The organism is Anabaena azotica SJ-1, assembly GCF_047275885.1.
GTDB lineage: Bacteria > Cyanobacteriota > Cyanobacteriia > Cyanobacteriales > Nostocaceae > Trichormus_B > Trichormus_B azotica_A.
This window is the reverse complement of the sequence record NZ_CP178454.1, coordinates 4961974-4987249: the sequence shown is the minus strand read 5'-3', so window position 1 is coordinate 4987249 and position 25276 is coordinate 4961974. Positions and strand designations below refer to the sequence as shown.

General features: G+C 38.1%; 13 protein-coding genes and 1 riboswitch. Of the genes, 7 read left to right on the top strand and 6 right to left on the bottom strand.

Features of this window, described 5'->3' with window-relative positions; translation table 11 throughout:
- Positions 1-346: 346 nt before the first annotated feature.
- Positions 347-7147, top strand: a complete 6801-nt coding sequence (locus ACLLO5_RS21585; protein WP_413172546.1) for a beta strand repeat-containing protein — start codon at positions 347-349, stop codon at positions 7145-7147.
- A gap of 121 nt (positions 7148-7268) precedes the next feature.
- Here ACLLO5_RS21585 and ACLLO5_RS21580 read toward each other — a convergent pair whose 3' ends face one another.
- Positions 7269-7766, bottom strand: coding sequence for a DUF937 domain-containing protein (locus ACLLO5_RS21580; protein ID WP_413172545.1), 498 nt, complete (start codon positions 7764-7766; stop codon positions 7269-7271).
- Between the two features lie 87 nt (positions 7767-7853).
- Positions 7854-9554 carry a sensor histidine kinase gene (locus tag ACLLO5_RS21575; RefSeq protein WP_413172544.1) on the bottom strand — a complete coding sequence of 567 codons (1701 nt, stop codon included), beginning with the start codon at positions 9552-9554 and terminating at the stop codon, positions 7854-7856.
- Between the two features lie 613 nt (positions 9555-10167).
- Here ACLLO5_RS21575 and ACLLO5_RS21570 point away from each other — a divergent pair.
- Together ACLLO5_RS21570 and ACLLO5_RS21565 are read left to right on the top strand one after the other, a co-directional pair.
- Positions 10168-11688 (top strand): YcjF family protein, encoded by a 1521-nt coding sequence (locus tag ACLLO5_RS21570; RefSeq protein WP_413172542.1) that lies wholly within the window; start codon positions 10168-10170, stop codon positions 11686-11688.
- Between the two features lie 728 nt (positions 11689-12416).
- On the top strand, positions 12417-14213 hold the full coding sequence (locus ACLLO5_RS21565) for a protein kinase domain-containing protein (protein WP_413172541.1): 1797 nt from the start codon (positions 12417-12419) through the stop codon (positions 14211-14213).
- A 45-nt stretch (positions 14214-14258) separates the two neighbouring features.
- On the opposite strand, the gene ACLLO5_RS21560 is transcribed toward ACLLO5_RS21565, so the two are convergent.
- Entirely contained in the window at positions 14259-16370 is a 2112-nt protein-coding gene (locus ACLLO5_RS21560) for a tetratricopeptide repeat protein (RefSeq protein ID WP_413172540.1), read from the bottom strand.
- 110 nt (positions 16371-16480) lie between these two features.
- Between ACLLO5_RS21560 and ACLLO5_RS21555 the strand changes: the two genes are divergently transcribed.
- The 3 genes from ACLLO5_RS21555 to ACLLO5_RS21545 all read left to right on the top strand — a co-directional run bounded on the left by ACLLO5_RS21555 (position 16481) and on the right by ACLLO5_RS21545 (position 18824).
- Positions 16481-17173, top strand: a complete 693-nt coding sequence (locus ACLLO5_RS21555) for a rhomboid family intramembrane serine protease (RefSeq protein ID WP_413172539.1) — start codon at positions 16481-16483, stop codon at positions 17171-17173.
- Positions 17174-17268: 95 nt separating this feature from the next.
- Positions 17269-17805, top strand: coding sequence for a Uma2 family endonuclease (locus ACLLO5_RS21550; protein WP_413172538.1), 537 nt, complete (start codon positions 17269-17271; stop codon positions 17803-17805).
- Positions 17806-18224: 419 nt separating this feature from the next.
- Complete coding sequence (locus ACLLO5_RS21545) at positions 18225-18824, top strand: transposase (protein ID WP_413172537.1); 600 nt, start codon at positions 18225-18227, stop codon at positions 18822-18824.
- A 91-nt stretch (positions 18825-18915) separates the two neighbouring features.
- Here the strand turns inward: ACLLO5_RS21545 and ACLLO5_RS21540 are convergent, their stop codons facing one another.
- Positions 18916-21954 carry an MFS transporter gene (locus ACLLO5_RS21540; RefSeq protein ID WP_413172536.1) on the bottom strand — a complete coding sequence of 1013 codons (3039 nt, stop codon included), beginning with the start codon at positions 21952-21954 and terminating at the stop codon, positions 18916-18918.
- Positions 21955-22462: 508 nt separating this feature from the next.
- Between ACLLO5_RS21540 and ACLLO5_RS21535 the strand changes: the two genes are divergently transcribed.
- The gene (locus tag ACLLO5_RS21535; RefSeq protein ID WP_413172535.1) at positions 22463-22666 is read left to right on the top strand and encodes a chlorophyll a/b-binding protein; all 204 of its coding nucleotides are present in this window, start codon (positions 22463-22465) and stop codon (positions 22664-22666) included.
- 198 nt (positions 22667-22864) lie between these two features.
- On the opposite strand, the gene ACLLO5_RS21530 is transcribed toward ACLLO5_RS21535, so the two are convergent.
- Both ACLLO5_RS21530 and ACLLO5_RS21525 read right to left on the bottom strand, forming a co-directional pair.
- Positions 22865-24202: an SLC13 family permease gene (locus tag ACLLO5_RS21530; protein WP_413172534.1), complete on the bottom strand. Its 1338-nt coding sequence runs from the start codon at positions 24200-24202 to the stop codon at positions 22865-22867.
- Between the two features lie 140 nt (positions 24203-24342).
- Positions 24343-25029 (bottom strand): universal stress protein, encoded by a 687-nt coding sequence (locus ACLLO5_RS21525; RefSeq protein WP_413172533.1) that lies wholly within the window; start codon positions 25027-25029, stop codon positions 24343-24345.
- A gap of 108 nt (positions 25030-25137) precedes the next feature.
- Positions 25138-25273: riboswitch (cyclic di-AMP (ydaO/yuaA leader) on the bottom strand.
- Between the last annotated feature and the right edge of the window lie 3 nt (positions 25274-25276).

The following is a 25276-nucleotide window of genomic DNA, read 5'->3' as shown; positions in this document are numbered from 1 at the left end:
TCATGACTCCAAGCTGTTATCTTCATTATTGTTACAGCCACGGCAAAATTTTCACCACTCAAATAACATTGTTCAACAAGCAATGATTTAGTCCGTCATGCACTTGATGATTAGTTCAGGGAACAGGGAACAGATAATACACCCACAGAACTATTTACTCACATACTCTACAAGATGAAGCGATTGCCTACAGCACTGCGCTCCGCGTAATTGCACTACTGAGTCATTCAGTTAAAATTTCATCATATTTTTAACAAAAGATCAAGTAATATTGCTCTATAATTACTATACAAAATTTGATGAAATCACAAATAGACTTTTAAATACTTTCAGGGTGTACATAAAAATGAATGAACTAACACTACAGAGCTACCAGGATAGCTTTAATCCTTTCTCTGAACTAAAAAACACAGGTTTTTTTGATAATAAGTGTGTTAATCCCCTGGAAGCAACTGCTCAAGTTCATCTTCCTCTGTCATTATTACCCACAATTGAAGCAGTACAACACAGAGATAATTTTGTACCGGAATCGCTATCATGGGATAATATTTTTGGCTGGAAACCTTCTATCACTGACATTCTCCAACAAGACATCTACCCAAAGCTTCAGCAATTTGCACAGTTACCTGATTTTCAATCACAGATGCGATCGATTTTTGGAGATAATCTTGATGCTGGGAAATTACAAGAAATTATTTCTGGGTGGTTGGTAGGTAATTTTCAGATTTTGCCACAAATAGAAGTTTTAGAGGTAAAGGCATTTCCCACAGAGACATTAGGCGCTTTTGCCGGAGAAACCAATAAAATCTATCTTTCAGAAAGATTACTTAATATCAGAAATTCTGAACTAATTAAAGATACAATTATAGAAGAAGTTGGACATTTTTTCGACCAACAAATAAACTTTGCCGATACTCCCGGTGATGAGGGACAATTGTTTGCAGCAGTCGTTACAGGTAAGCAACTTAACGCTGATCAGATTGCAGAGATTAGAACTGAAGATGATACAACCATAATTTTTGCAAATGGTAAATATTTAACAGTTGAGCAAGCAACCCTATCTACAGTGACTATTGCTGCTAGTGATGCTACTGCTGCTGAAACTATCACCGGACAAACTGCAAACCCTGGTAGATTTACACTAACTCGCACAGGAGATTTAAGTTCTTCTCCAACCGTTAATTACACAGTTGCGGGTACGGCAACTAATGGTACAGATTTCAATCAATTAAATGGTGTTGTTACCTTTGGGGTTGGTTCATCTACAGCCATAATTGATGTGAATGTAATTAATGATGCTATTTTGGAAGCGCAAGAAACAGTCGTAGTTACATTGACCAGTAATGCAAATTATCTACTAGGAACAAAAACAACTGCTACTGTTAACTTAATTGATAACGATAAACCGACAATTACTATTAATGCTACTGATGCAAGTGCAGGAGAAACTTTAGCTGGACAAACTGCAAATCCTGGTAAATTTACTCTGACTCGCACAGGGGATTTAAGTTCATCTCCCACGGTTAATTATACCCTTGGTGGCACGGCAATTAATGGTACAGATTATCATGTATTAGGCACAAATGTGACTTTTGCTGCTGGTTCAGCTACGGCAATAATTGATGTCAATATCAAAGATGATGCTGTATATGAGGGGAATGAGACAGTTATCCTCAACTTAGCTAGTAGTGCAAATTATACTTTAGGAACTACAAAAACTGCCACTGTTAACTTAATTGATAATGATAAACCGACAATTACCATCAGTGCGACCGATGCCAGTGCAGGAGAAACGGTAACTGGACAAACTGCAAATCCTGGTAAATTTACTCTGACTCGCACAGGAAGTACAACTTCATCTCTGACGGTTAATTATACAGTTGCAGGTACAGCAACGAATGGGACAGATTATCAAACATTAACTAAGAGTGTGACATTTGCTGCTGGTTCAGCTACAGCAATAATTAATCTGACTCCCATAGATGATGCTGTCTATGAAGGGAATGAAACAGCAATAGTAACATTAGCAAGCAATACAAATTACGTTTTAGGAACTACAAAAACTGCTACTGTTAACTTAATTGATAACGATAAACCGACAATTACTATCAGTGCGACTGATGCCAGTGCAGGAGAAACATTAACTGGACAAACTGCAAATCCTGGTAAATTTACTCTGACTCGCACAGGAAATATAACTGCATCTTTGACAGTTAATTATACAGTTGCGGGTACGGCAACGAATGGGACAGATTACAACACATTAACTGCTACAGCTACATTTGCTGCGGGTTCAGCTACAGCAATAATTGATGTCAATGTCAAAGATGATGCTGTCTATGAAGGAAATGAGACAGCAATAGTAACATTAGCAAGCAATACAAATTACGTTTTAGGAACTACAAAAACTGCTACTGTTAACTTAGTTGATAACGATAAACCGACAATTACTATCAGTGCGACCGATGCCAGTGCAGGAGAAACATTAACTGGACAAACTGCAAATCCTGGTAAATTTACTCTGACTCGCACAGGAAGTACAACTTCATCTTTGACGGTTAATTATACAGTTACAGGTATAGCAACGAATGGGACAGATTACAACACATTAACTGGTACAGCTACATTTACTGCGGGTTCAGCTACAGCAATAATTGATGTCAATGTCAAAGATGATGATGTTTATGAAGGAAATGAGACAGCAATAGTAACATTAGCAAGCAATACAAATTACGTTTTAGGAACTGCGAAAACTGCTACTGTTAACTTAGTTGATAACGATAAACCGACAATTACTATTAGTGCGACTGATGCCAGTGCAGGAGAAACATTAACTGAACAAACTGCAAATCCTGGTCAGTTTACTATTAGTCGGAGTGGAATTACAACCCAAGCCTTGACAGTTAATTATACACTTGCAGGTACAGCAACTCAGGGGACAGATTACAACACATTGACTGGTACAGTCACCTTTGCAGCGGGTGCATCGACAGCGGTTATTAATGTCACACCTGTTGATGACACAATCTCAGAACCAAACGAAACAGTCATCCTCAACCTAACTACAGGCAATCTTTACAATCTGGGAACAGCAAAAACTGCTACTGTGAATCTTGCAGATAATGATATTCCTGTAATTAACGTCAGCGCGACAGATGCAAGTGCAGGGGAAACACTAATTGGACAAACCGCAAACCCAGGACAATTTACTCTTACGCGTATTGGTAATCTCACTTCAGCTTTGACAGTAAATTATGCTGTAACAGGGACAGCAACAAAGGGAACAGATTATAACAACCTCACAGGAACAGCGAGTTTTGCGGCAGGTGCAGCCACAGCTGTAGTTAAGGTAACTCCCATAGATGACAAGATTCTGGAAGGAAGTGAAACCGTTATTTTCACCATCACATCTGGTACCAATTATAAATTAGGTACAGATATAGCTGCTACGCTAACTATTGATAATACAGATCCAAGCGGACTTGCTGACTTTCTCTGGGATACAGGATCAACAGTAGCCCAAATCGGCATCAACCTCAAAAATAGAGGCTTTGACTTACCAACTATTGCTAATAGCGTTAAATGGGGAGTTACCAACAGCGATGGAACTAATCTTAATTATACTGATGTAGCGATCGCTCTCTGGAATAGTGGTCATAGTATTGACGCAAGAAAACTAGCTGACTTGCTTTGGGATGAAGGAGGTAGTCAGCAAGAAATTGGTCAAGCGATGAAATATCTAGGGTTGAGCTTAGAAACGATCGCTGATAGCGTTAAACGAGGCGTTACCACCAGTGATGGAACTGGGCTTAATGATATTGATGTAGCGATCGCTTTATGGAATAGTGGCTATAGTGGTGCGGATGGACTTGATTCAAGAAAACTCGCAAATTTGCTTTGGGATGTGGGTGCAAATCCCATAGAAATTGGGCAAGCAATGAAATATCTAGGTTTGAGCTTAGAAAACATTGCTGATGCTGTTAAATGGGGAATTACAAAGGCTGATGGCACTAATCTTGATTACCACCAAGTAGCTGAAGCTTTGTGGAATAGTGGCTATAGTGGTGCTGATGGTTTTGATTCCAGGAAACTTGCTGATTTACTTTGGGATAATAGTGCTAGTCAACAAAAAATCGGTCAAGCTTTCAATTATCTTGGTTTAAGTTTAGAAAATATAGTTGATGCTGTTACATGGGGAATTACACAGAGTGATGGCACTAATCTAAATTACGTTGATGCAGCTTTAGCCGTCTGGAATAGCGGTTATGGACTTGATACAAGAAAACTAGCAGATTTGCTTTGGGATGAAGGAGCAAGTCAACAACAGATTGGTCAGATATTTAAGTATTTTAATTGGGATTTAGAAACTATTGCTGATGCCATAGATGATGGAGTTACCAACACTGATGGAACTAGTCTTAACTACACTGATGTAGCTATTGCCTTATGGAATAGTGGTTATGGTGGTGCTGATGGTCTTAATTCAAACACACTTGCAGACTTACTCTGGGATGAAGGAGCTAGTCAACAAGAGATCGGTCAAGCAATGAAGTACCTTGGCTTAAGCTTAGAAACTATTGCTGATGCCATAGATGATGGAGTTACCAACACTGATGGAACTAGTCTTAACTACACTGATGTAGCTATTGCCTTATGGAATAGTGGTTATGGTGGCGCTGATGGTCTTAATTCAAACAAGCTTGCGGACTTACTCTGGGATGAAGGAGCTAGTCAACAAGAGATCGGTCAAGCGATGAAGTACCTTGGCTTAAGCTTAGAAACTATTGCTAGTGCCATAGATGATGGAGTTACCAACACTGATGGAACTAGTCTTAACTATATTGATGTAGCTCTAGCTTTATGGAATAGTGGATACATTCTGGATACAAGAATACTTGCCGGTCTCCTTTGGAATGAAGGAGCTAGTCAGGGAAATATTGGTCAGGCCATCAGGTATCTAGGCTACGATTTGGCCACCATTGCCGATGCTATGGATGATGGTCCTATTGATTTTAACTATATAGATGTAGCTCTAGCTTTATGGAATAGTGGATACAGTCTAGATACAAGAATACTGGCCAGACTTCTCTGGAATGAAGGCGCTACTCAAGGAGATATAGGTAAAGCAATTAAGTATCTTGGTTACGGTTTGACAACCATCGCTGATGCCATTGATGATAGTGGAATGGGCTTTAACTACATAGATGTAGCTCTAGCTCTCTGGAATAGTGGGTACAGTCTGGACACAAGAATACTTGCCGGACTTCTCTGGAATGAAGGCGCTACTCAAGGAGATATTGGTCAAGCCATCAAGTATCTGGGCTACGATTTGGCCACCATTGCCGATGCCATGGATGATGGTCCTATTAACTTTAACTACATAGATGTAGCTCTAGCTCTCTGGAATAGTGGTCATAGTATTGATACCAGAATACTTGCCGGTCTCCTTTGGAATGAAGGAGCTACTCAAGGAGATATTGGTAAAGCCATCAAGTATCTGGGCTACGATTTGGCCACCATTGCGGATGCCATGGATGATGGTCCTATTAACTTTAACTACATAGATGTAGCTCTAGCTCTCTGGAATAGTGGCTATGGCATTAATGGAGGAACAGTTGCAGCTCTTCTTTGGAATGAAGGAGCTAGTCAACGAGACATTGGTCAAGCACTCAGGGTTCTTCAATTTAGTAAAGGAGAGATCGGTTATGCAGTAAAAAATGCACCCGGTATTGGTTTTAACTCTAGCGATGTTGCCAGAGCCGTTTGGGAAAGTGGTTATAGTACAAATTATCAAGAAATTGCTGATATAGTCAGTTCTTTGTATAGAGGTTATAATGACGTATATTCGGCACTCAGAGAAGTTGGAGCAGATGTTTTCACAGCTAATTACTACGCTGCAAGAGCATCATTAATAAACATTATCAACCAAGGCAAAAGCTTTGTTGAAGAAGTAGTTGACGATGCGGAAGATATTGTTTCCGATATTAAGGATTCTATCCCTGATAATGAAATTATTGATATTGTCCTGTTACCATACACTCTTCCTAATTCAATCATTCTCAATACTGTCGAGGCTATCAAACAAGGAGATGTCGAAGTAATCGTTGATGGCTTGAAAAAGATTCCTGTTCTGGGTACTGCTGTTGGTGTGATAGAGGGTGTCATTAATGCAGCAACAGGAAATGAAAAAGAGGTATTGATATCAGCAATAGATTCAGCATTAGCCTTTTATGGGGCATCAAACGTGATTACTCCCAACATGGTTGAGTTTGCGGTTGATATATTCTGGGAACTTAAAGACTCAGATTATCAAGGGGCTATTTCCGCAACTCTGGAAAATCTGGGAATGCAAAAAACGGTTTCTGATTTGTTTGTGGCTGTATCTTGGTCGGCAGTAGTTGATCCCAACTGGGAAAATGTACTAAATGCAGCTTTGACTAAAGTTGGTTTTAATAATGCCACTTCCTTTGTCAATATGGCATGGGATATCATCGACCAAAACTACAAAGAAGCCCTTAAAACTGGACTAGAAATAGTAGGATTTACCAAGCTTGGGATTGATCAAGCAAAAGCCGATGCTTTTCTGAATCTGGCAGTGGCTATTCGAGATGGAAATCCTAATCAAGCGGCGGATATTCTCATTGCTCTCTCTGGCAATAATCAACTGGTTATTCAGAGCAGTTGGATCAAGGATTTGAAAGATGCAAACCTAGCTAATGATCGTCAAGCTGTTCAATTGGGACTTTCCTATTTAGGTTTTCAGGATGTCACGCAATGGGTAAATACCATTTGGGCTGTTAAAGATGGAAAATATCTCGATGCCCTATCTGCTGTTCTGGCTCTAGGGAAGTTTGCAGAAGGTCAGGATTGGGTAAAAATTATTGATAATCTGCAAAAAGAAAACTATGTAGATGCTTTATCTACTGCGTTTAAGTTAGCTAATTTCCAAGATGGTCAATCCTTAGCTGATGCAGTCCTGGCAGTCAAAAAAGGAGATTACATAACAGCATTTTATGAAAGCCTCAATTTAATTGAAGGGGGGCGTGACTTGGCTGATGCTTTCAAATACCTGATTGAATTCGATCTTCAGGAGTTTGTTACCTCAATGATTGCTGCTACTCCTCTTCTACTAAAATTCTTTGTTTAAGTTAAGAGAGCGATTTGCTCATGTTGGGTAGGTTGATAAAACGGCGATTATTATCTACTCAACGTGAGGAGCGATCGCTTTTGGTGGGGAGTGAGAGCGATCGCTGGTTGGAACTGATTTCTTACTTGCCTAAAAACCGACTAGCTAATTTAATAGCATCAGCAATATCAACATCTCCATTTCCATCAGCGTCAAGGAATTTATTCAGCATCGGATTTCCACCAGATTGCAAGAAACTCAGAACTAAAGGTACTAAAGTAGGTAATAATTGTTGAATTATTCCCGCATCTAAGCCAGTACGTTGTGCTGCTTTCTCTGCTACTTGTTGTTGCACATCTGGGGAAAATAGGGAACTAACAGCTTGAGAATCGGGAGAATTACCTGCAAATTGATTTACCAGGTTTTCTACCGCTTCTGTTCCCTCGCTGGCTTGCTTTTCTTGCAAAGATGAATGTACTTGTTTACCAACTACTGACAAAATTGATTGAATAGTGGAATTATCTGTACCAGTGCTATTACTTATCTGCTGGATTGTTGTGGCAATACTTAACAGTTGACCTAAACCACCTTGTTGATTAGAGTTACCAACAGCACCAAGAATTTGATCAAAAAGTCCCATTAAGCTTATTCTCCATTTTTTTTAATTTTAGTAGATAGACGAACTTTTCTCATTACTCATGCACAAGATCTAATTTTAAAATTAGCATTAAGACTGATTAATTGGTAGATAAATCGCAAATTCTGTACCTTGATCCAACCGAGAATGACAACTAATTTTACCTTTGTGTTTTTCTACTACAATTTGATGAGTAATTGCTAAACCTAAACCTGTACCCATACCCCTTGGTTTAGTGGTGAAAAAACTTTCAAATATTTTGTTCTGATTTTCTGTAGTAATTCCCGGTCCATTATCTTCTATTCGCACTACAACCCAATCATTACTTGCACATTCTGTAATAATAGTGATTTCTGGTAAAAATTCTGGCTGTCTCTGAGATTTTTCTTCCAAGGCATCAATGGCATTACTGAGCAAATTCATAAATACTTGATAGAGTAAACCCATGTAACCGGGAATTTTAGGAATTTCTTCATAGTTGCGAATAATTTTAATATTATTTTTGAGACGATTATTTAAAATTAATAATGTACTGTCAATACAAGGATGTAAATCTACTAAATAGTTTTGACCTTCATCTAGCCGCGAGAAGTTTTTTAAACTGCGGACTATTTCGCGTGTGCGTTCAGTTCCTAATGTCATGGAATTAAGTATTTTGGGTAGATCAGTTTCCAAAAATTCTAAATCAATTTCTTTAGCTACAACTTGGACTTCATCTGGTGGATTAGGAATAGATTGTTGATATGTTTTTAGTAGTGTTAATAAATCATCAACATAAGTTTGGGCATGGGCTAGATTACCTGAAATAAAGTTAACAGGATTATTAATTTCATGGGCTACACCAGCTAACATTCGCCCTAAGCTTGACATTTTTTCACTTTGAATTAGTTTGATTTGGGATTCATTCTCTTGCAGTTCTAAAAGGTGTTTTACTTGTTGAATTAGCTGGTTTAAAGCATCAGCTAAAGTACCAATTTCATCTTTTGTGGTGACAGGTGCTTGTAATTCAAAATTACCTTCTTTGGTAACTCTTAGGGCTATATTAGTGACCGCATTAATGGGACGGGCAATAATTCTACTAGTGTATATAGCTAAAAGTGTGGCAATGGCTACTGAAAGTAGCATACTAGCAATTATGATCTGTGCTTGCAGTGCTGCTGCCTGATTTTGGTCTATGTCAGCCTGTTTTTGTTGTGCATTAACTATTGTGGTGAAATCAGTTAATTCATGGGAAAATTTAAAGAAGTTCCGTGCGGTTGGAGTTTGGTAAAAATTCCAACTTAACTGCTGCGATTTTGCTAATGCTTCTGGTTGAGAACCAAGTTGAGAAATTTGCTGGTTCAAATCCCTGAGTTTTTGAATATATTCACTGATGACACGGTTGTTTTTCCGGAGTAAAGCCCGCAAATGATACTGTGATTCAAGGAGGCTAAATTCTTTTAGCTTAGAAAACAAAGTTTCAAATTCTTGGAGATGTTCCTGAAACTCCAAATTTGCGGGACGGAGATTTGGCTGCTGAGTTATAATTGGTGTTAGTTCTTGCTGATGAACTTGAATTTCTAAGAGCAATCCTTGTAAACTAATCAGCAAAGCTTTTTCCTGATCTGCCAAGAACATCTTGTCTCTAGCACCTTGGAAGTAGCGATCGCCTATCAACAAACCACCCATTGTTCCCAAAACCGCAATTCCCAGTGACAAAGCATATCCAGTGACAATTTTTTGTCTAATACTGAGTCTGTTAAAGAATTTCCGCAGCCTTTTAGATAAACTTGATTCAGATTTAGACTTCATTGTAGAATTTGCCGTTGAACTTTTCTTTTTGTGACGTTTTGAGGAAAAATGAAGAATTCAGCAGCCAGTCATCATCAGTTATAACAGGGAACAGGGAACAGGGAACAGGGAATGGAGTTGAAAGACTTCGGTTCTCATGTAACTGACAACTGCTATGTTCAGTTATTCAGTGTTGAACTTTTCACTGTTTACTAAGTTGGGGGAACATTAAATACGCACACTGATCTTAGTTTAGCAAAATCAGGTTTTTTTTTGCCCCTTTTCCCTGGAATATTGAGATCATAAAATTTAAGAGGGATGGGTATTACGGCGATTCGGATCAAAAACTGTTCAATTTAGGTGGTGTACGTAGTTGATGAGAAATATTAAGATCAGAAGCATCTAAAAACAAGGGTGTAGGGCATTGTGCATTGGGTAGAGGAAAATTTTTGCTTCTTGCCTCTTACAGCAGATTGCAGATCAATGAGGTACAGAATCTAAATTGAAATCGAGACAGCAAGGGGGTTTTACTCCTGACTCCTGCCTCCTGCCTCCTGCCTCCTGCCTCCTGCCTCCTGCCTCCTGACTCCTAGCTTTTACTACTGACCACGAAAAATTATAATTTTTGCTATTCATGCCTCTGTCCCGCATAGTTACAATCATTGTCGGTCTGATTATCATTCTGGGGTTAGCCCTGTGGCTGATTGATTCGCTGTCTCGGCTTTACTGGCAATTATCTTATTCTCCCCTCTTAGGTAATCTGCTACTGTTACTGCTGATTCTACTTTTGGGAGGATTACTGGCGGCTTTTGTCTATTATGTGTTGGTTCTGAGGTCTGGTGAGGAAAAATCGCGCCGGAATCGCAGACGAGTTACTCCTGCACAAATTCCTGCGGCTAAATCTGATGCGGCTTCTTCTACTCTCCAAGCTGTGCGTCAACAGGTAGCGCAAATTCAAGATGAAGTGACTCGTCAAGCTTTACTCAGTCGCACTAAGGAAATTGAAGCCAATTTAGCACGGGGTGAAATTCAAGTAGTCGTGTTTGGGACGGGGAGTGCGGGAAAAACTTCCTTGGTGAATGCGATTATGGGGCGGATAGTGGGTGAGGTGAATGCACCAATGGGTACAACTCAGGTGGGTGAAACCTATTGTTTGCGTTTGAAGGGATTGGAGAGAAAAATTTTAATTACGGATACACCAGGGATTTTAGAAGCGGGGGTAGCAGGAACGGAACGGGAACAACTGGCTAGGGCTTTGGCGACGGAAGCTGATTTGTTGTTATTTGTGGTAGATAATGATTTACGCCGTTCTGAATATGAACCGTTGAAGGGTTTGGCGGAAATTGGTAAGCGATCGCTCTTGGTTCTCAACAAAACTGATCTATATACAGAGGACGATCAAGAAGCTATTTTATCTAAATTGCGTCAACGGGTACGGGAATTTATCGCTAGTAATGATGTAGTGGCGATCGCCGCAAATCCCCAACCTGCACAATTAGAAACCGGTGAAACTTTCCAAGCAGAAGCAGATATTGTCCCCCTGTTGCGACGCATGGCTTCTGTATTACGCGCTGAAGGTGAAGATTTAGTTGCTGATAATATTCTCTTACAATCACTACGTTTAGGCGAAGAAGCCCGCAAATTAATTGACTCCCAGCGTCGTCGTCAAGCTGATAAAATTGTTGACCGCTATCAATGGATTGGGGCTGGTGTGGTATCTGTAACCCCTTTACCAGTTGTAGACTTACTAGCCACAGCCGCAGTTAACGCCCAAATGGTGGTAGAGATTGGTAGAGTTTACGGTTGTGATTTGAATATGGAACGGGGGCGAGAATTAGCCCTATCTTTAGGAAAAACTATTGCTGGCTTAGGCATAGTTAAGGGTGCAATTGAATTACTCTCCACTGCTTTGCAACTGAATATTGGGACTTTTATTATTGGTCGTGCTATTCAAGGCGTGACAGCCGCTTATTTAACCCGCATTGCGGGAAAAAGCTTTATTGAATATTTTCGTCATGACCAAGATTGGGGTGACGGAGGAATGACAGAAGTTGTACAGCAGCAATTTCAGATCAATCGCCGAGACGAGTTTATCAAAGTATTTATCCAAGAAGCGATCGCTAAAGTAGTCAAGCCGTTAACAGACAGTGAATAGGCTGTTGTCAGGGTGTCGGGTGTAGCGCAAGAATAACCTAAGCACGTCGGCGGAAAAAACAGACTCTTCCCTGTTGCCTTCTGCCTCTTGCTTTTTGTATGTCTGTTGTTCTCACTATGTTAAGAAATATTTCATCAATAACATCCCAAAGATATGACTAGGGATATAAACCGTCTTGATTTTAAAGCTTTAAACTCCTAATCGAATAAATAAGAAAGGAGCAGCAAAATTCCCAAATCGGTTGATAACGAGATGTATCTAATTAAGCCAGCATATCAGTATCTTTGCTCTGATCTGATACCGCTTTTCTATCTATAGGCAGAACCCAGCTAAACCCCTCTCCAACTTACTATGCTACCTCAGACCCCTACTACCTCAGACCCCTACTACCTCAGACCCCTCATTTAGAACATCGTAATTTTAATTACATAGACATTAGTATATGTATTGAAAAAATAAATATAAAAATTTCAGGAATAGGCGTGAATTAAGTGTATTTAATCTCACCAGCCTCCTAATCTCCCCTAGAAATCCCAAAAGCGACAAAAGCTTATGAATAGGGCATTGTAGGCTATTTTTTCATGAAAATATCTATTCGCAAGCAGGAATTTGTGGAACTCAATCTAATTTAAAGTTACAAACAATTATTTCTCAGTATTCCGGAAACAGCCCGGAAATTCAGAAAAGGTAGGTAACAACTTATGTAGCAATTCCTCAGTAAGGAACTTATGAGCAAGCAAACAGTTAATCAATTATTGCAAGGACGCTATCACATCGTTCAAAGCCTTGGTGCAGGAGTATTTGGACAAACATACATTGTTGAAGATGTAGACTATCCAGAAAGACCCAGATATGTTGTTAAACAGCTAAAAGTCAACAACTATCAGTCTAATTCCTACTTTGACTACCTCAGACTGCGTTTTCTTACAGAAACTGAAACTCTCAAGCTGTTAGGACAGCATGATCAAATTCCTCAACTCATCACCTGTTTTGAGGAAAATGATCGGTTTTATTTGGTGCAAGAATATATTTCTGGGCAACCCTTATCTGTCGAATTAAAACAGAATCAACAGCAGGGACGTAAATGGACAACAACCGCAGCTATGGCATTTCTAGAAGATGCTTTAGGCATTCTTGAATTTGTTCATTCTCAAGGATTCATTCACTGTGATATCAAACCAGAAAACTTAATCCGACGCTCCTCTGATGGAAAATTAGTGCTAATTGATTTTGGTTCAATTCAGCCAATTGATTTTAGCATTGATACAGAATTATTGATTTCTCAGATTCCTGTGAGTTCATTAGGTTACATCCCACCAGAACAATTTCTTGGTCAAACACAACCTAATAGTGATATTTATGCTTTGGGAATGATTGCTCTCCAAGGTTTAACAGGTTTAACACCTCTGCAACTAAAAATTAATCCTGCTAATAATGACCTGCCTTGGTGTTGTGAAAATACTGAAATTGATGATTATCTAACCGTTTTTATCAGCCAAATGATTCGCTATAATTATCAAGAACGTTTTCAGTCTGCCAGTGAAGCTATTTGGGTATTTCAACACATCAAATGGAAACACCAGACAGAAGCAATTATGTCCCCAAAGTCTTCAACAGTTGCGGAACTAAAACATAAAGTTGTTACAGTTCCAAATCACAATACCACGGTTAAATCAGACCCATTATTAGCAGGAATGCGATGGGGAATCATGATTAATTCTTTAGTAGTTGGCTTAGGAGTATATTCTTTAGCTAGTCAATCTCAACGCCATCCAGAAACAGTAACCTTATCTCAAGCAATATCAGAGTATCAATCCGGGAATTTAGAAAAAGCAATTAATTTAGCTAAATCAATTCCTCCCTATAGCAATGTATATCCAGAAGCTCAAGATTCAATTGCTGAATGGCAAAAGCAATGGCACGCTGACACAGAAAACTATTTAGTCGCGGAACAAGCCTTAAATGAAGGTAAATTATCAGAAGCAATGCGTGCTGTTCCGCAAATCCCTTACACTTTATATTGGCGTTCTAAAAGAGAAAAAATACTCGAACAAACACAAGCTAACTTGGAAGCAAAAACAAATGATTTATTAAGTCAAGCTTATGCAAAAGCCGAGGTTAAAGATTTTTCGGCTGCTTTAGAATATCTGCGTCAAATTCCTCCAGAAACCGCTGCGGGTGCTATGGTGCAACAAAAATTAGTTGAATACAATCAAAAACGACAAATGAGAGCAGGATATTTCTTGCATAAAGCCTACCAAAAAGCATTAGTTAATGACTTTTCTGGAGCAATAAAATTGCTTGACAAAATTCCCCAAGATACAAATATTTATCCTCAAGCTCAAATCAAATTGCAAGAGTATAAAGAAAAACTCCTACTTAGGGAAAAAATTCAAAAAATTGTCAACCAGAAAAAAATGTCTGTTATCAGTCAACCCACTCTGTTTAGTCAGATAGATTCAGATGCCAAAATTGCATATTTTTCTACACCAGACTATCCACGAGAAGTGAATATTAGCACGTAGTTAATATCAACTAGAAATCATTTATTTACAAATATTCAATAATATTTAATAATTTGTATTAGGCATTCCCACTGTTGGTACAATGATGGGGCGATTTTTTGACTGTGGTAATTGATTTTCTGCCTGCTTGAGTGCTTCTATTGCTTGTTGGTAATCAGGTTTATATTTAATAGCTTGTTGATAAGATGCTATAGCTTCTGGATATTTTCGTAAATTTAATAAAGTGTTACCTCTACTATACCAGCTTTCATAATGATTCTTCTGATACCGTACTGCCTTATTATACGATAATAAAGCATCTTCATATTTTTGTAAATTATATTGTGAATTACCTAAATTATACCAGACTAGATAATCATTATTTTTCAAAGAAATGGCTTGATTATAAGCTTCTATCGCTTCTGCATAACGTTGACTTTGATGTAATGACCATCCTAAACTATACCATGCTTGATAGTTATTAGGATTATATTTTATGACTTGCTTAAAAGAATCCATCGCTTCTGCATATCGTCGTAAAGTAATCAAGATATTACCCCTAGAAAACCAAGATTGATAATGATTTGGTCGATACTGTACAACTTGACTGTATGCTTTTAAAGCATCTTCATAGCGGTTTAACTTGACTAGAGAATTACCCACATTATACAAAGCTGCTGTATAGTCTGGTTTTAACTCTATGGCTTTTGCATAAGCTGTAATAGCATCATCATATTGTTGGATATTTTGTAAAGATAAGCCTTTTTTATACCAAAATTCATAATTATCTGGTTGTAATTCAATTGCTTGTTCATAGGACTTAATGGCATTATCATATTGGTTTAAATTTCTGAAAGCATCACCTTTAGCATTCCACAAAGCTGGATCATTATTTTTAAATTTTAATCCTTGATCAAAAGAAGCAATTGCTTCTGAATATCGCTGTAAACTTGCTAAAGCAAAACCTCTACCAGTCCAAGCTTCTAAATAATCCGGCTGGAGTTGAATTGCTTTATCATAAGCTATGAGTGATTCTTGATATTTTTTTAATTTAAATAATGCTTTACCTTGCCCATACCAGCCTTGAAAATGATTTGGTTTGATCTTCACTACTTTTTGATATACTACTAGCGCATCTTCATATCTTTGTAATTGTAAAAGTGTGTCCCCTTGTTTATATAATTCCGTAGCATTATTAGTATTAATTTGGTTGAATATGTATATTGATGCCGTTCCCCCTATCCCCAGTAGAAATATTCCTAATGCTAATTTAATCAATAAACTTTTTTTAGATTTCTGAGGTTTGATACTATTAATTTGAACAGCAGGGCTGAAGACTATTGTACCAGAGGGAGGTTTAATTAACTCTTGTAGGGCATTTAAAGCTAGAGTTGCAGAAGCATAACGTTGACGAAAATCATAACAAACCATTTTATCTAAAAATTCTGCAAATTCTGGTGTGACTGTGGTATGACTACGCCAAATAATTTCATTAGTATCTGCATCTTTTGCTAATTGGTGAGGTGATAATCCTGTGATGGCTTGAATGCCAATAATTCCCAAAGCATAAATATCACTACTTAATTTGGGTGTACCTTGTGCTTGTTCTCCCGGAATATAACCAGGTGTACCAATAGCGACGGTAGATTGAGTTTGACCTGTGGGAGTAATTAATTGTGTGGTGATTTCTTTAACTGCCCCGAAATCAATTAAAATCAATTTACCATCCGCCTCTCGTCTCAATATATTGTGTGGATTCACATCACGGTGAATTACTTTTTGTTGATGCACAAAATCTAATATTTCTAAAATTTCTTGTAATAGCGAAATTACTTCATTTTCAGTTAAAGTTTTTCCTGGTGATAATTCTTGACTTAGGTCATGACTGGGAATAAATTCTTGGACAAGATAAAATTCTGCGTTTTCCTCAAAGTATGCTAAAAGTTGGGGAATGCGGTCATGAGTTCCTAATTTGTATAAAACTTGCGCTTCAGTATCAAATAGCCGTCTAGCTATTTCTAAAGTGGCTGTATTACTAGACTGAGGCTTGAGTTTCTTGACAACACACTGCGGTGAACCAGGTAAATGAGTATCATAAGCGACGTAGGTTTCGCCAAATCCCCCTCCTCCCAAATGGCTGATAATTTGGTATCTTCCAACAAGTGTGTTTCCTAGCATCTCGGTTGTTGAGTTAAAGTGCAGTATTACATCATTACAATCTTGCCACAGGGATTCGGGGACTGGGGAGATGAGGAGGAACAACCAGCAATTACGAGTTACCAATTATCATGATTCCTATTAGTGATAACATTCAGAGTTGGAAAAAGCCAATTATTACTTATTGGTTGATTGGCATTAATGTTGCTATATTTTGCTGGGAACTTAAACTTGACACTTCTGGTCAATTAGGTGATTTTGTCAATAGTTGGGGGATTATTCCAGAACAAACCAATGCAGCAATAACAAATGCAGTTTTTTACAATTCAGCAGCTTGGATAGTTGTATTTTGGCGATTACTTTCTTTACCTGTATCGCTATTTGTACATAGTAGTTTTAGTCAAATCATAGGCAATTTGCTATTTTTATGGGTATTTGGTAAGACTGTAGAAAGATTTCTGGGACAACAAAGATATTTATTGCTGTATTTAGTTGCTGGTGTTTTTTCGGGAATGATTCATATTTTTATGGCATCAACATTAACAGTTCCAGTTATTGGGGCTAATGGTGCGATCGCATCTATTTTAGGTGCGTATATTATGAAGTTTCCTAAAGCCAAAATATATTCTGTGTTGCCTTTGATGGTTGTCTTTATTCCTGTAGAAATTCCGGCTTTTTTATATTTATTTTGGTGGTTTATTCAGCAGTTATTTTATGGGATTGGTAGTTTAAATATTCCTGGTGGTGTGAATAATCTTAGTTATTGGGGACAATTTGCCGGATTAGTGACAGGCGCGGCTTTTATGCAAATGGTAAAAAGGTAACTCTAAATTCTAAATTCTAAATTTTGCTGTAATATAAAAGTATTAATAATTCCCACACTAAAGTCATGTCAGAAATTATCCTTGCATAACCTAGTGTGAAACTGCCGCCAACTCAGGCAGAACTTCCTTATGATGATGGTATCCCGATGGAAACTCAACGGCATAAATTCCAAATGGATATGCTGATTGATACCCTATGTCCTTGGTTAGAAGCAAGGTCTGATGGCTATGTCAGTGGCAATATGTTTGTTTATTTTAGTTTGGCACAGTTGAAAAATCAAGACTTTAGAGGGCCAGATTTTTTTGCTGTTTTAGGAGTTCCTAAAAAAGAACGTTTGTCTTGGGTGGTTTGGGAAGAAGGAAAACCCCCAGATGTGGTGATTGAATTACTTTCTGAAAGTACCGCATCCCAAGATAAAAATGAGAAAAAACTAATCTATCAAAATTTGTTGCGTGTTCCTGAATATTTTTGGTTTGATCCTTTTCATCCTGAAGACTTAGCAGGATTTTCTCTCAATCGTGGTGTTTATCAACCAATCACACCTAATGCTGAGAATCAATTAGTAAGTCAATCATTAGGTTTAGCTTTGGTGCGGTGGACTGGTAGTTATAGAGGTGTTGAAACTACTTGATTGCGTTGGATGACGTTAGATGGTGAATTATTACCTACAGGTCAAGAAATAGCTAATATTGAACGCGAAAAAGCTGACGCAGAACGTTAAAAAGCTGAACAAGAAAAACAACGTGCTGAACAAGCAGAATTTCAATTAAGGCAAGTTGCTATAAATTTATTAGCAAGTGGAATGTCTTTAGAACAGGTGGTAAATTTAACTGGTTTGGAAAAATCTGAGGTAGAAAAACTGATTTAAGCTTATACAGCAGTTTATGATGTTATGAGGTACACACCTAGTGGGCTTTCTGTCCCGCACCACATTATCCCGTAGGGGTGAAGCATTCGCATGATAAAAATATGGAACGAATAGATAACCTATATTGGCGAATGCTTCACCCTTCCCCATGAATATGACAACGAAATATATCTATTAAATTCATGCCCTATAATCCCGACATCCATCACCGTCGCTCTATCCGATTAAAAGGATACGACTATTCTCAACAGGGAGCATATTTCGTCACCATTTGCACCTATCAACGTAATTGTTTATTTGGTGAAATTGTAGATGGTGAAATGAAATTAAATACCAATGGTGAGATAGCAAAAGGATGTTGGTTATCTCTTCATCAGCATTTTCAAAATGTAGAGTTAGATGAATTTGTGATTATGCCCAATCATTTACATGGAATTATTCTCATAGTTAATAATCCTGATGCGGAGGGCGAAGCATTGGCAAATCAATATTCTCAACAAAAAACAAATTTATCGAGCCAATGCTTCGCCCCTACAGGTGAAAAAATTAAAATTAATGGCACAAAACGACAATCTTTGGCGGCAATAATTCAAAATTATAAATCTGTTTCTACACGGCAAGTTAATCGCATCAATAAAGCTAAAGGAAATGTTATTTGGCAACGTAATTATTATGAACATATTATCCGCAATGAGGAAGCATTAAATAATATTCGTCAGTACATAGTTACCAATCCGATAAATTGGGCAGAAGATGAGGAAAATCCTACAAATGTTAATTAGCGATCGCCTTCATTGCCTTCATTGTGGAATTTTTAGTCAAAAAAACCTCCCAGTTGGGAGGTCAGAATGTAGCTTAGACAACTTGATAAACCTAAATCAACACCACAGCGATCGCACCTCCTAAAGCCGCAGAAATCCCGGAAACAAATGCTGTTGCAAACAACCACCAAGAGGCATTAGCAGCAGCTTTACGTGTTTCCTCTGCTTGACGCTGTGCTTGATGTTTCACCTGTTCTAGCCGATTTTGCGCTTCGTTCTGTAGCTGTTCAGCCCGTTGTAAAACAGTATTTCGGGCGCGTTCAATTTGGTCAATAATGCGGTTAGCATCATCCTCAGAGATATCCTCACGAGAACTTACAATAGCTACTAAGGTATCACGATTGAAAGATGATAGGCGATCGCGCAAGGCATCAAACCCGGCTTGGGGATCATCAAACAATTGGCGGATATCATGTTTAATCCCATCATAATTAAGTTCTGGGCGTTCTAGAGAATTAAGATAATTACGAATACTGGCAAAAATACCCTCAATTGCATCTTGAATACGTCGTTGAATACCCCGCACCTGTTCTACAAATTGGTCACGCACAGAGATCATATTATCAGCTATTATTCCAGCTTCTTCATCAGTCATATCTTCCCGAATTTTCAACAACGCAATAATTGTGTTTCTATCGAAATGCGAGAGGCGATCGCTTAAACTTTCCATACCCACTCGTGGATCATGCAGCAACAATTGTACATCCCGCTTAATGCCTTCGGGATTCAATTCTGCTTTACCAGTTAATCGTAAATACTCCTGCAAATAAGTTTGAAAAGTTTGCATTCTTTGTTGGGTTCTAGTTGCTAACCGACGAGGCGCACGGACAATATTTTTAATTGATGTCTGCGTAGCATCTATTACTTGATTAACTTGTTCCTCACTTAAATCTTGACGTTGACTCAACAACTTGACCAAAGTATCCCGGTCAATATGCGATAAACGGCGACGCAATGCCACAACACCCTCTCTCGGATGTGCAAACAACCTGTTTAAATCTTGCTGAATACCTTCAGGATTTAATTCTTCCTGACCAGTGTTTCGCAGATAATCCGCAATAGTAGAGATGACAGAATCATATTGTTCTTTTGCTTTTTGTGGTGTGTGGAGAATACCACGCCATATTTCTTCCACCACCTCAATAATTTGATTAACTTGTGCTTCAGTTAAATCTTGACGTTGACTCAACAATTGCACCAAAGTATCTCGGTCAAAGCGAGACAAACGCGCCTGAATAGCCATAATTCCCGTTTGGGGGTCTTCTAACAGTCGTTTCAGATCGGCGCGGATCGCATCAGGATTTAATTCTTGCTTACCCGTGTTACGCAGATATGATTCAACATTCAGCCACAGAGTTTCCACTTGATGTTGTGCCTGTTTAGCCATGCTGAGAGATTCTAACAACACGCGATCGCGCTGCATTTCTAATTCATCTAAAATCGGATCTAATTCCCACTCCTGAATATCATTGCGTGCTAACAGAATTTCTCCCATTTGTTCCCGTTCAACTTGTGCTAATCGCCGGGATAAAGATTGATAATCTGCCTCTGTATCCGCCAACAAAGGTTTAAAATGTTCCTCAATTCCTGCTGGTGTCAAGTCAGTTTTAGGAGTCACAAGTAAATAACTTTCAACTCTTCTTTGCAAATCTTGGACAATCTCTCTTTCTTCCTGGGCAATTACTGTTACTAATACTTCATCTTTTACTGCTACCAATTGATCAGCAATTTGCTGAATTTGTGTTTTAGTTAACAGTCCCTTAGATTGCAAAATATTCACAAAATCCTGGCGAGATATTTTTTCTAATTCGCTGCGTATTACACCAGGATCAGCAGCAGGATCATAGATCACATCTCGAAATTCTTGAACAATATTATTCAAACTTAATTGCCAAGGATGGGCGTTGAGCAAGTAATTTTCAACATCAGCATGAATTGGATTATAAGGCTGTGGTGTAATTTGTTTTGTGACTTTTTTTCTAGCAGTAGCGAGGGAATCCCAAATTTTTTCTACATCCAAATCCGATAAATCTGCCCTACCTAAAACTACCCCAGTCAGTGCCGATATTGCCTGTTGTATCATACCAGGCTTTTGTTCTGTTTCTTTGGAGGAATGAATTTCTGTAATTAACTGGTCAAGTTTAGCATTGAGTTCATCTGTTTTAGTTTGTCCTGGTGGCAGGGATTTGAGATAATCAACCAACTCACCCAAGCGATCGTTTGTGGGTACTTGCTGACTGATTACTTGTTGCCAAACACCATATAAAGAATCAGCGATCCGGTTAACTTCTCGTTTAGATAAATCTGTGCGACTGCTGACTAAATCAGTAAACCGCTGACGGTCAATATTACGCAGGTCTGGACTACTGGCATAGGCTTTAAATTGCGGTTCACTCAGTAACCTTTCAAATTCAGAACGAATCCGCGATATATCAATTTCTGGAGGACGTAGCTTTTCTATGTACTCTTCTATGTTTTGGTGAATACTTGCCGGTGCCAATGCACTCCCTAACTCCCGCCGCACAGCCGATGCTGCCGCTTCCGCCGTTGCCACCACTTGCTGATTTACAGCCTTAGCACCCAAAGCAGCCGTAGCCGTTCCCATAATCGCCTGAAAACTGGAAGTGGCCGTATTCACGACCGAACCAATCAAAGATCCTACCGTAGTCGTGCTGACCCACATCAGTAATAAAAAGTATGCACCCCAAATTACTAAGCCCAAAATAGCGCCTAATCTGGGATCTAAAATTAATAGACTCAATTTTACAGCCAAGAAACAAGCTATGAATAAAGCAACTGTTACCGTAACTAAAGTCCAAATTCCCAACCTCGTCCCAATTTTGCGAATCGTACCCCCGAAACTTTCAACTTCCTGCGACTCTGACGGATGCCCCAAATAAGAAATCCCAGCCGCAATTGAGAGATTTGTTAACACTAATTGGAAGGCAAAAGCGAGAATCACCCCAGAAATTAAAGCCACAAAAAAGCGCGGACCAGAAGTAAGAACCGATGCCTGTGCTGGTGTGACGTTGGTGGTGTTTATAGGTATTTGTGCCATCCACCATAAAAAATATGTGTACATTTCCTGCATGATTTGTATTTCCTGCTTCTAAATTTATCTTTAATTTAAATTAAAATTAGCTTTCATTAAGGATTTAGTTGTATCTATGGCAATATTCAAGTCCCCCATCCAGAATCCAGTAACTGAGACGTTTTTAGCATCTCTCCCAGGTTGGATACCTTTATATAACGCTAGATAGAACTTGAATATATTTTGATTGTTAATTAGTGTTAAAATCTAGAAATTTTTCAGCAAAATCTTGTTATTTAGTAAATCATAGATTTTGAATTTTCTCCGACCTAAATCATGAATTAATTATCTCAATTTACACCTATCTAAAATTAAGTTTTTTGTCACCCTCGCCAGGTGGATTTTTTCTTGTCAAAAAATTCCCAATAATCTTCCACAAGAGTGCCTCTAGTTTGTACCTATAGGCATAAAGCTGCTTTGTGTACAGAAGGTAAATTTAAGTTAAGCACTAAATTGTTTAGAACAAAAGATTCAACATCTCAAACTTGCTTAACTTTGGAGACAAAACATGGAAACTCGTACTTCAACCGATATACCACCAGTTGCTAAAGCCTATAATGGAGTAGATCGTAACGCCTTTATCTTTGGCTGGAATCCCCAAGCTGAATTATGGAATGGACGCTTGGCAATGATTGGATTTTTAGCCTACTTGCTGTGGGATTTAGCAGGCTATAGCGTTCTCCGTGATGTGCTGCACATTATGCGATATTAGATCAAACACGGAAGTCAGAATGCAATTACAGCAGAATTTATAACTCTGGAATTCTGTTGTAATTATCTCTATTTAACGTAAGTTGCTAGTTATTCAATCAAAACTAAAGAAGGGAGATTTTGAGAATAAATTAGTCTCATAATTCCTAACTAGCAACTTCGGTTATCTACTGAAACTTTTCAATGGCAATTTTCACACTCATAGAAAAAACCGAATCAAAACATATAAAGCCGCAGTCACAAGTTGTAATATAGTAATGGGAATTCCATAATGGAGAAAAGTTTTAAAAGTAATGCGTTTCCCATGCTGTTCAGCAATACCAGCAGCAACAATATTAGAAGATGCTCCCACTAACGTACCATTTCCTCCCAAAGTTGCGCCAAACATCATTGCATAAAATAGAGGTAAAACTTCTGGAGGAAACTGCCCTTGAAAATCTGGTGCTAAAACTTCTGCTGGTGCTAATCCCACATTGACAATATATTGTTTTAACAAAGGAACCATAGCAACAACTAACGGAATATTGGGAACAACACTGGATAATATCCCCACCACAAATAACAACAATATAGAACCCAGCAGAATATTTTTACCTAAAATAACTCCTAAAACGCCTGATAAACCTTTAATAACTCCTGTTTTATCTAATCCGCCAATTAATACAAAAATACTCATAAAGAATATTAATGTACTCCAATCTACATCTTTCAAAATATTATTAACTGAATCAATCCTACTTTGATGCGCTAGTAATAAAGCTAAAGTTGCACCTAATAAAGCTACAGCCGCAGGGGAAATAGGAACTGGTAAAGATTCGCCAATGACGAAAAATATCAACACAAAAGTTACTATAAATCCACCCATTATTAAAACTCGTGGATGATTAATTTTTGGGTGAGGTAATTCTGCGAGATTATCTAGGTTTGTATTCCAAATCCTTTTAAATAAAATTGGTAGTGTTACTACTACAGCAGTAACAGCAATTACTCCCCCTAAACTCAATTTTCCTAAATAATCTATAAAGCTAATATTTACAGCATCACCAACAATAAAGGTGGCAGGGTCTCCTACTAAAGTTAATAATCCCGCACTATTAGCAACAAAAACCATCAAAATTAATAAAGGTACAAAATTAACTCCTATTTCTTGTGCCATTGGTGGAATTAACGGTGCTAATAACATTACCGTAGTTGCGTTAGGTAAAACAGCACAAATCGGTGTAACTAATGCCACAATGCCTAAGAGTAATCTTTTGCCACTACCTTGAGCCAGAATGACTATTTGTGTAGCTATATAACTAAAGATATTAGTAGGTTCAAATGCCCTAACTAAAACCATGACCCCAAAAAATAAACCCAAAGTCCCATGACTTTTGCCAATGTAACCAACAGCTTCTGGTAAAGTCATAATATTAGTAAAAACTAATATTAATGCCCCTAGTAAAGCAGCAACAGTTAGATGAATCCATTCCGTCATAATGACAACAATGACGGTTATAAATGTGATGATACTTAGGACAGCTTGCCAATTTTCCATACTATCCTCCCTGATAATGGTATTGATTGCATAGTAGCAAAAAAGTCACCTAGACTATAGGCGACTTAAAAAGCAATACGGTTCACTTTGCGAATCTGAAACTTGTCAGTTGCTTTGAAGAATGGTCAAATCTTATGTGATTAATCAAGACAACTGGGAATACCCAACACAGCACAAGGAAAATTAGGGTCTAAAGTATCAATCAAAGGATGATTGATAGATTGACAACCTAAAAATAGAACATCAGCAGCTTCTAATTCCACAACTTTTTTCAATTCAGTACCTAAGTTACCAAACCGCAGATGAGATTTAAAATAACTTTGCCATTCTTGAGCTAAATTTTTGGCTTGCCAAAGAATTTTATCTGCTTGATCTGGTATTGATGAAGTTATTAACTGTGGTTTTGATGGAGTTAATACCAGTGTTTTTGATTGGGTTACTTCACAAGCTGGATACTCTACAGCAAGCTGCTTTTGGGGCATACTTCTGTGATTAGAATAACTACTTGGTTGTTCTTCTAATACATATACAGCCTGGACATTAACTTGAATGTTTGTAGCTAAATGGGTTTGATGGGCAATACAAAAAGCAATATCTAAGGCTGTATGACTATTCGGTGAAGCATCATAGCCAACAATTAAATTGATAGATTTTGCTTGTGAATCTTTTTCACTAACGCATTTTTGAGGATCAGGTATTAATATCATCTGCTCCATTAGGTCATAGCGACCTATGGCACTTTGTAATCTTGCTAACAATGGCTTAATTCTCACAGCTTTAACTTCTCTCCCTTGAAACAAATCATCAATGAGAAGCAGGGATGACAATTTTAGATTTTAGATTTTAGATTCATATTTGATCCAAAATCATTAACTAAAATCGCAAATTTATCAAGGAAACCCCAACAAGAACTGATATTACAGCCAAGGTTTTGGAGGTTCCTTCCATTGCCGACGGAGTTAGCTGACGGGCTAAGACTGGAAGGTGTCTCTCAATTAAGATTAGCCCCAAACATTGGTTCCTCCGCTTCAAATCCAGCTTTCATGAATGTGAATTAGGCTACCCACAGAGTTT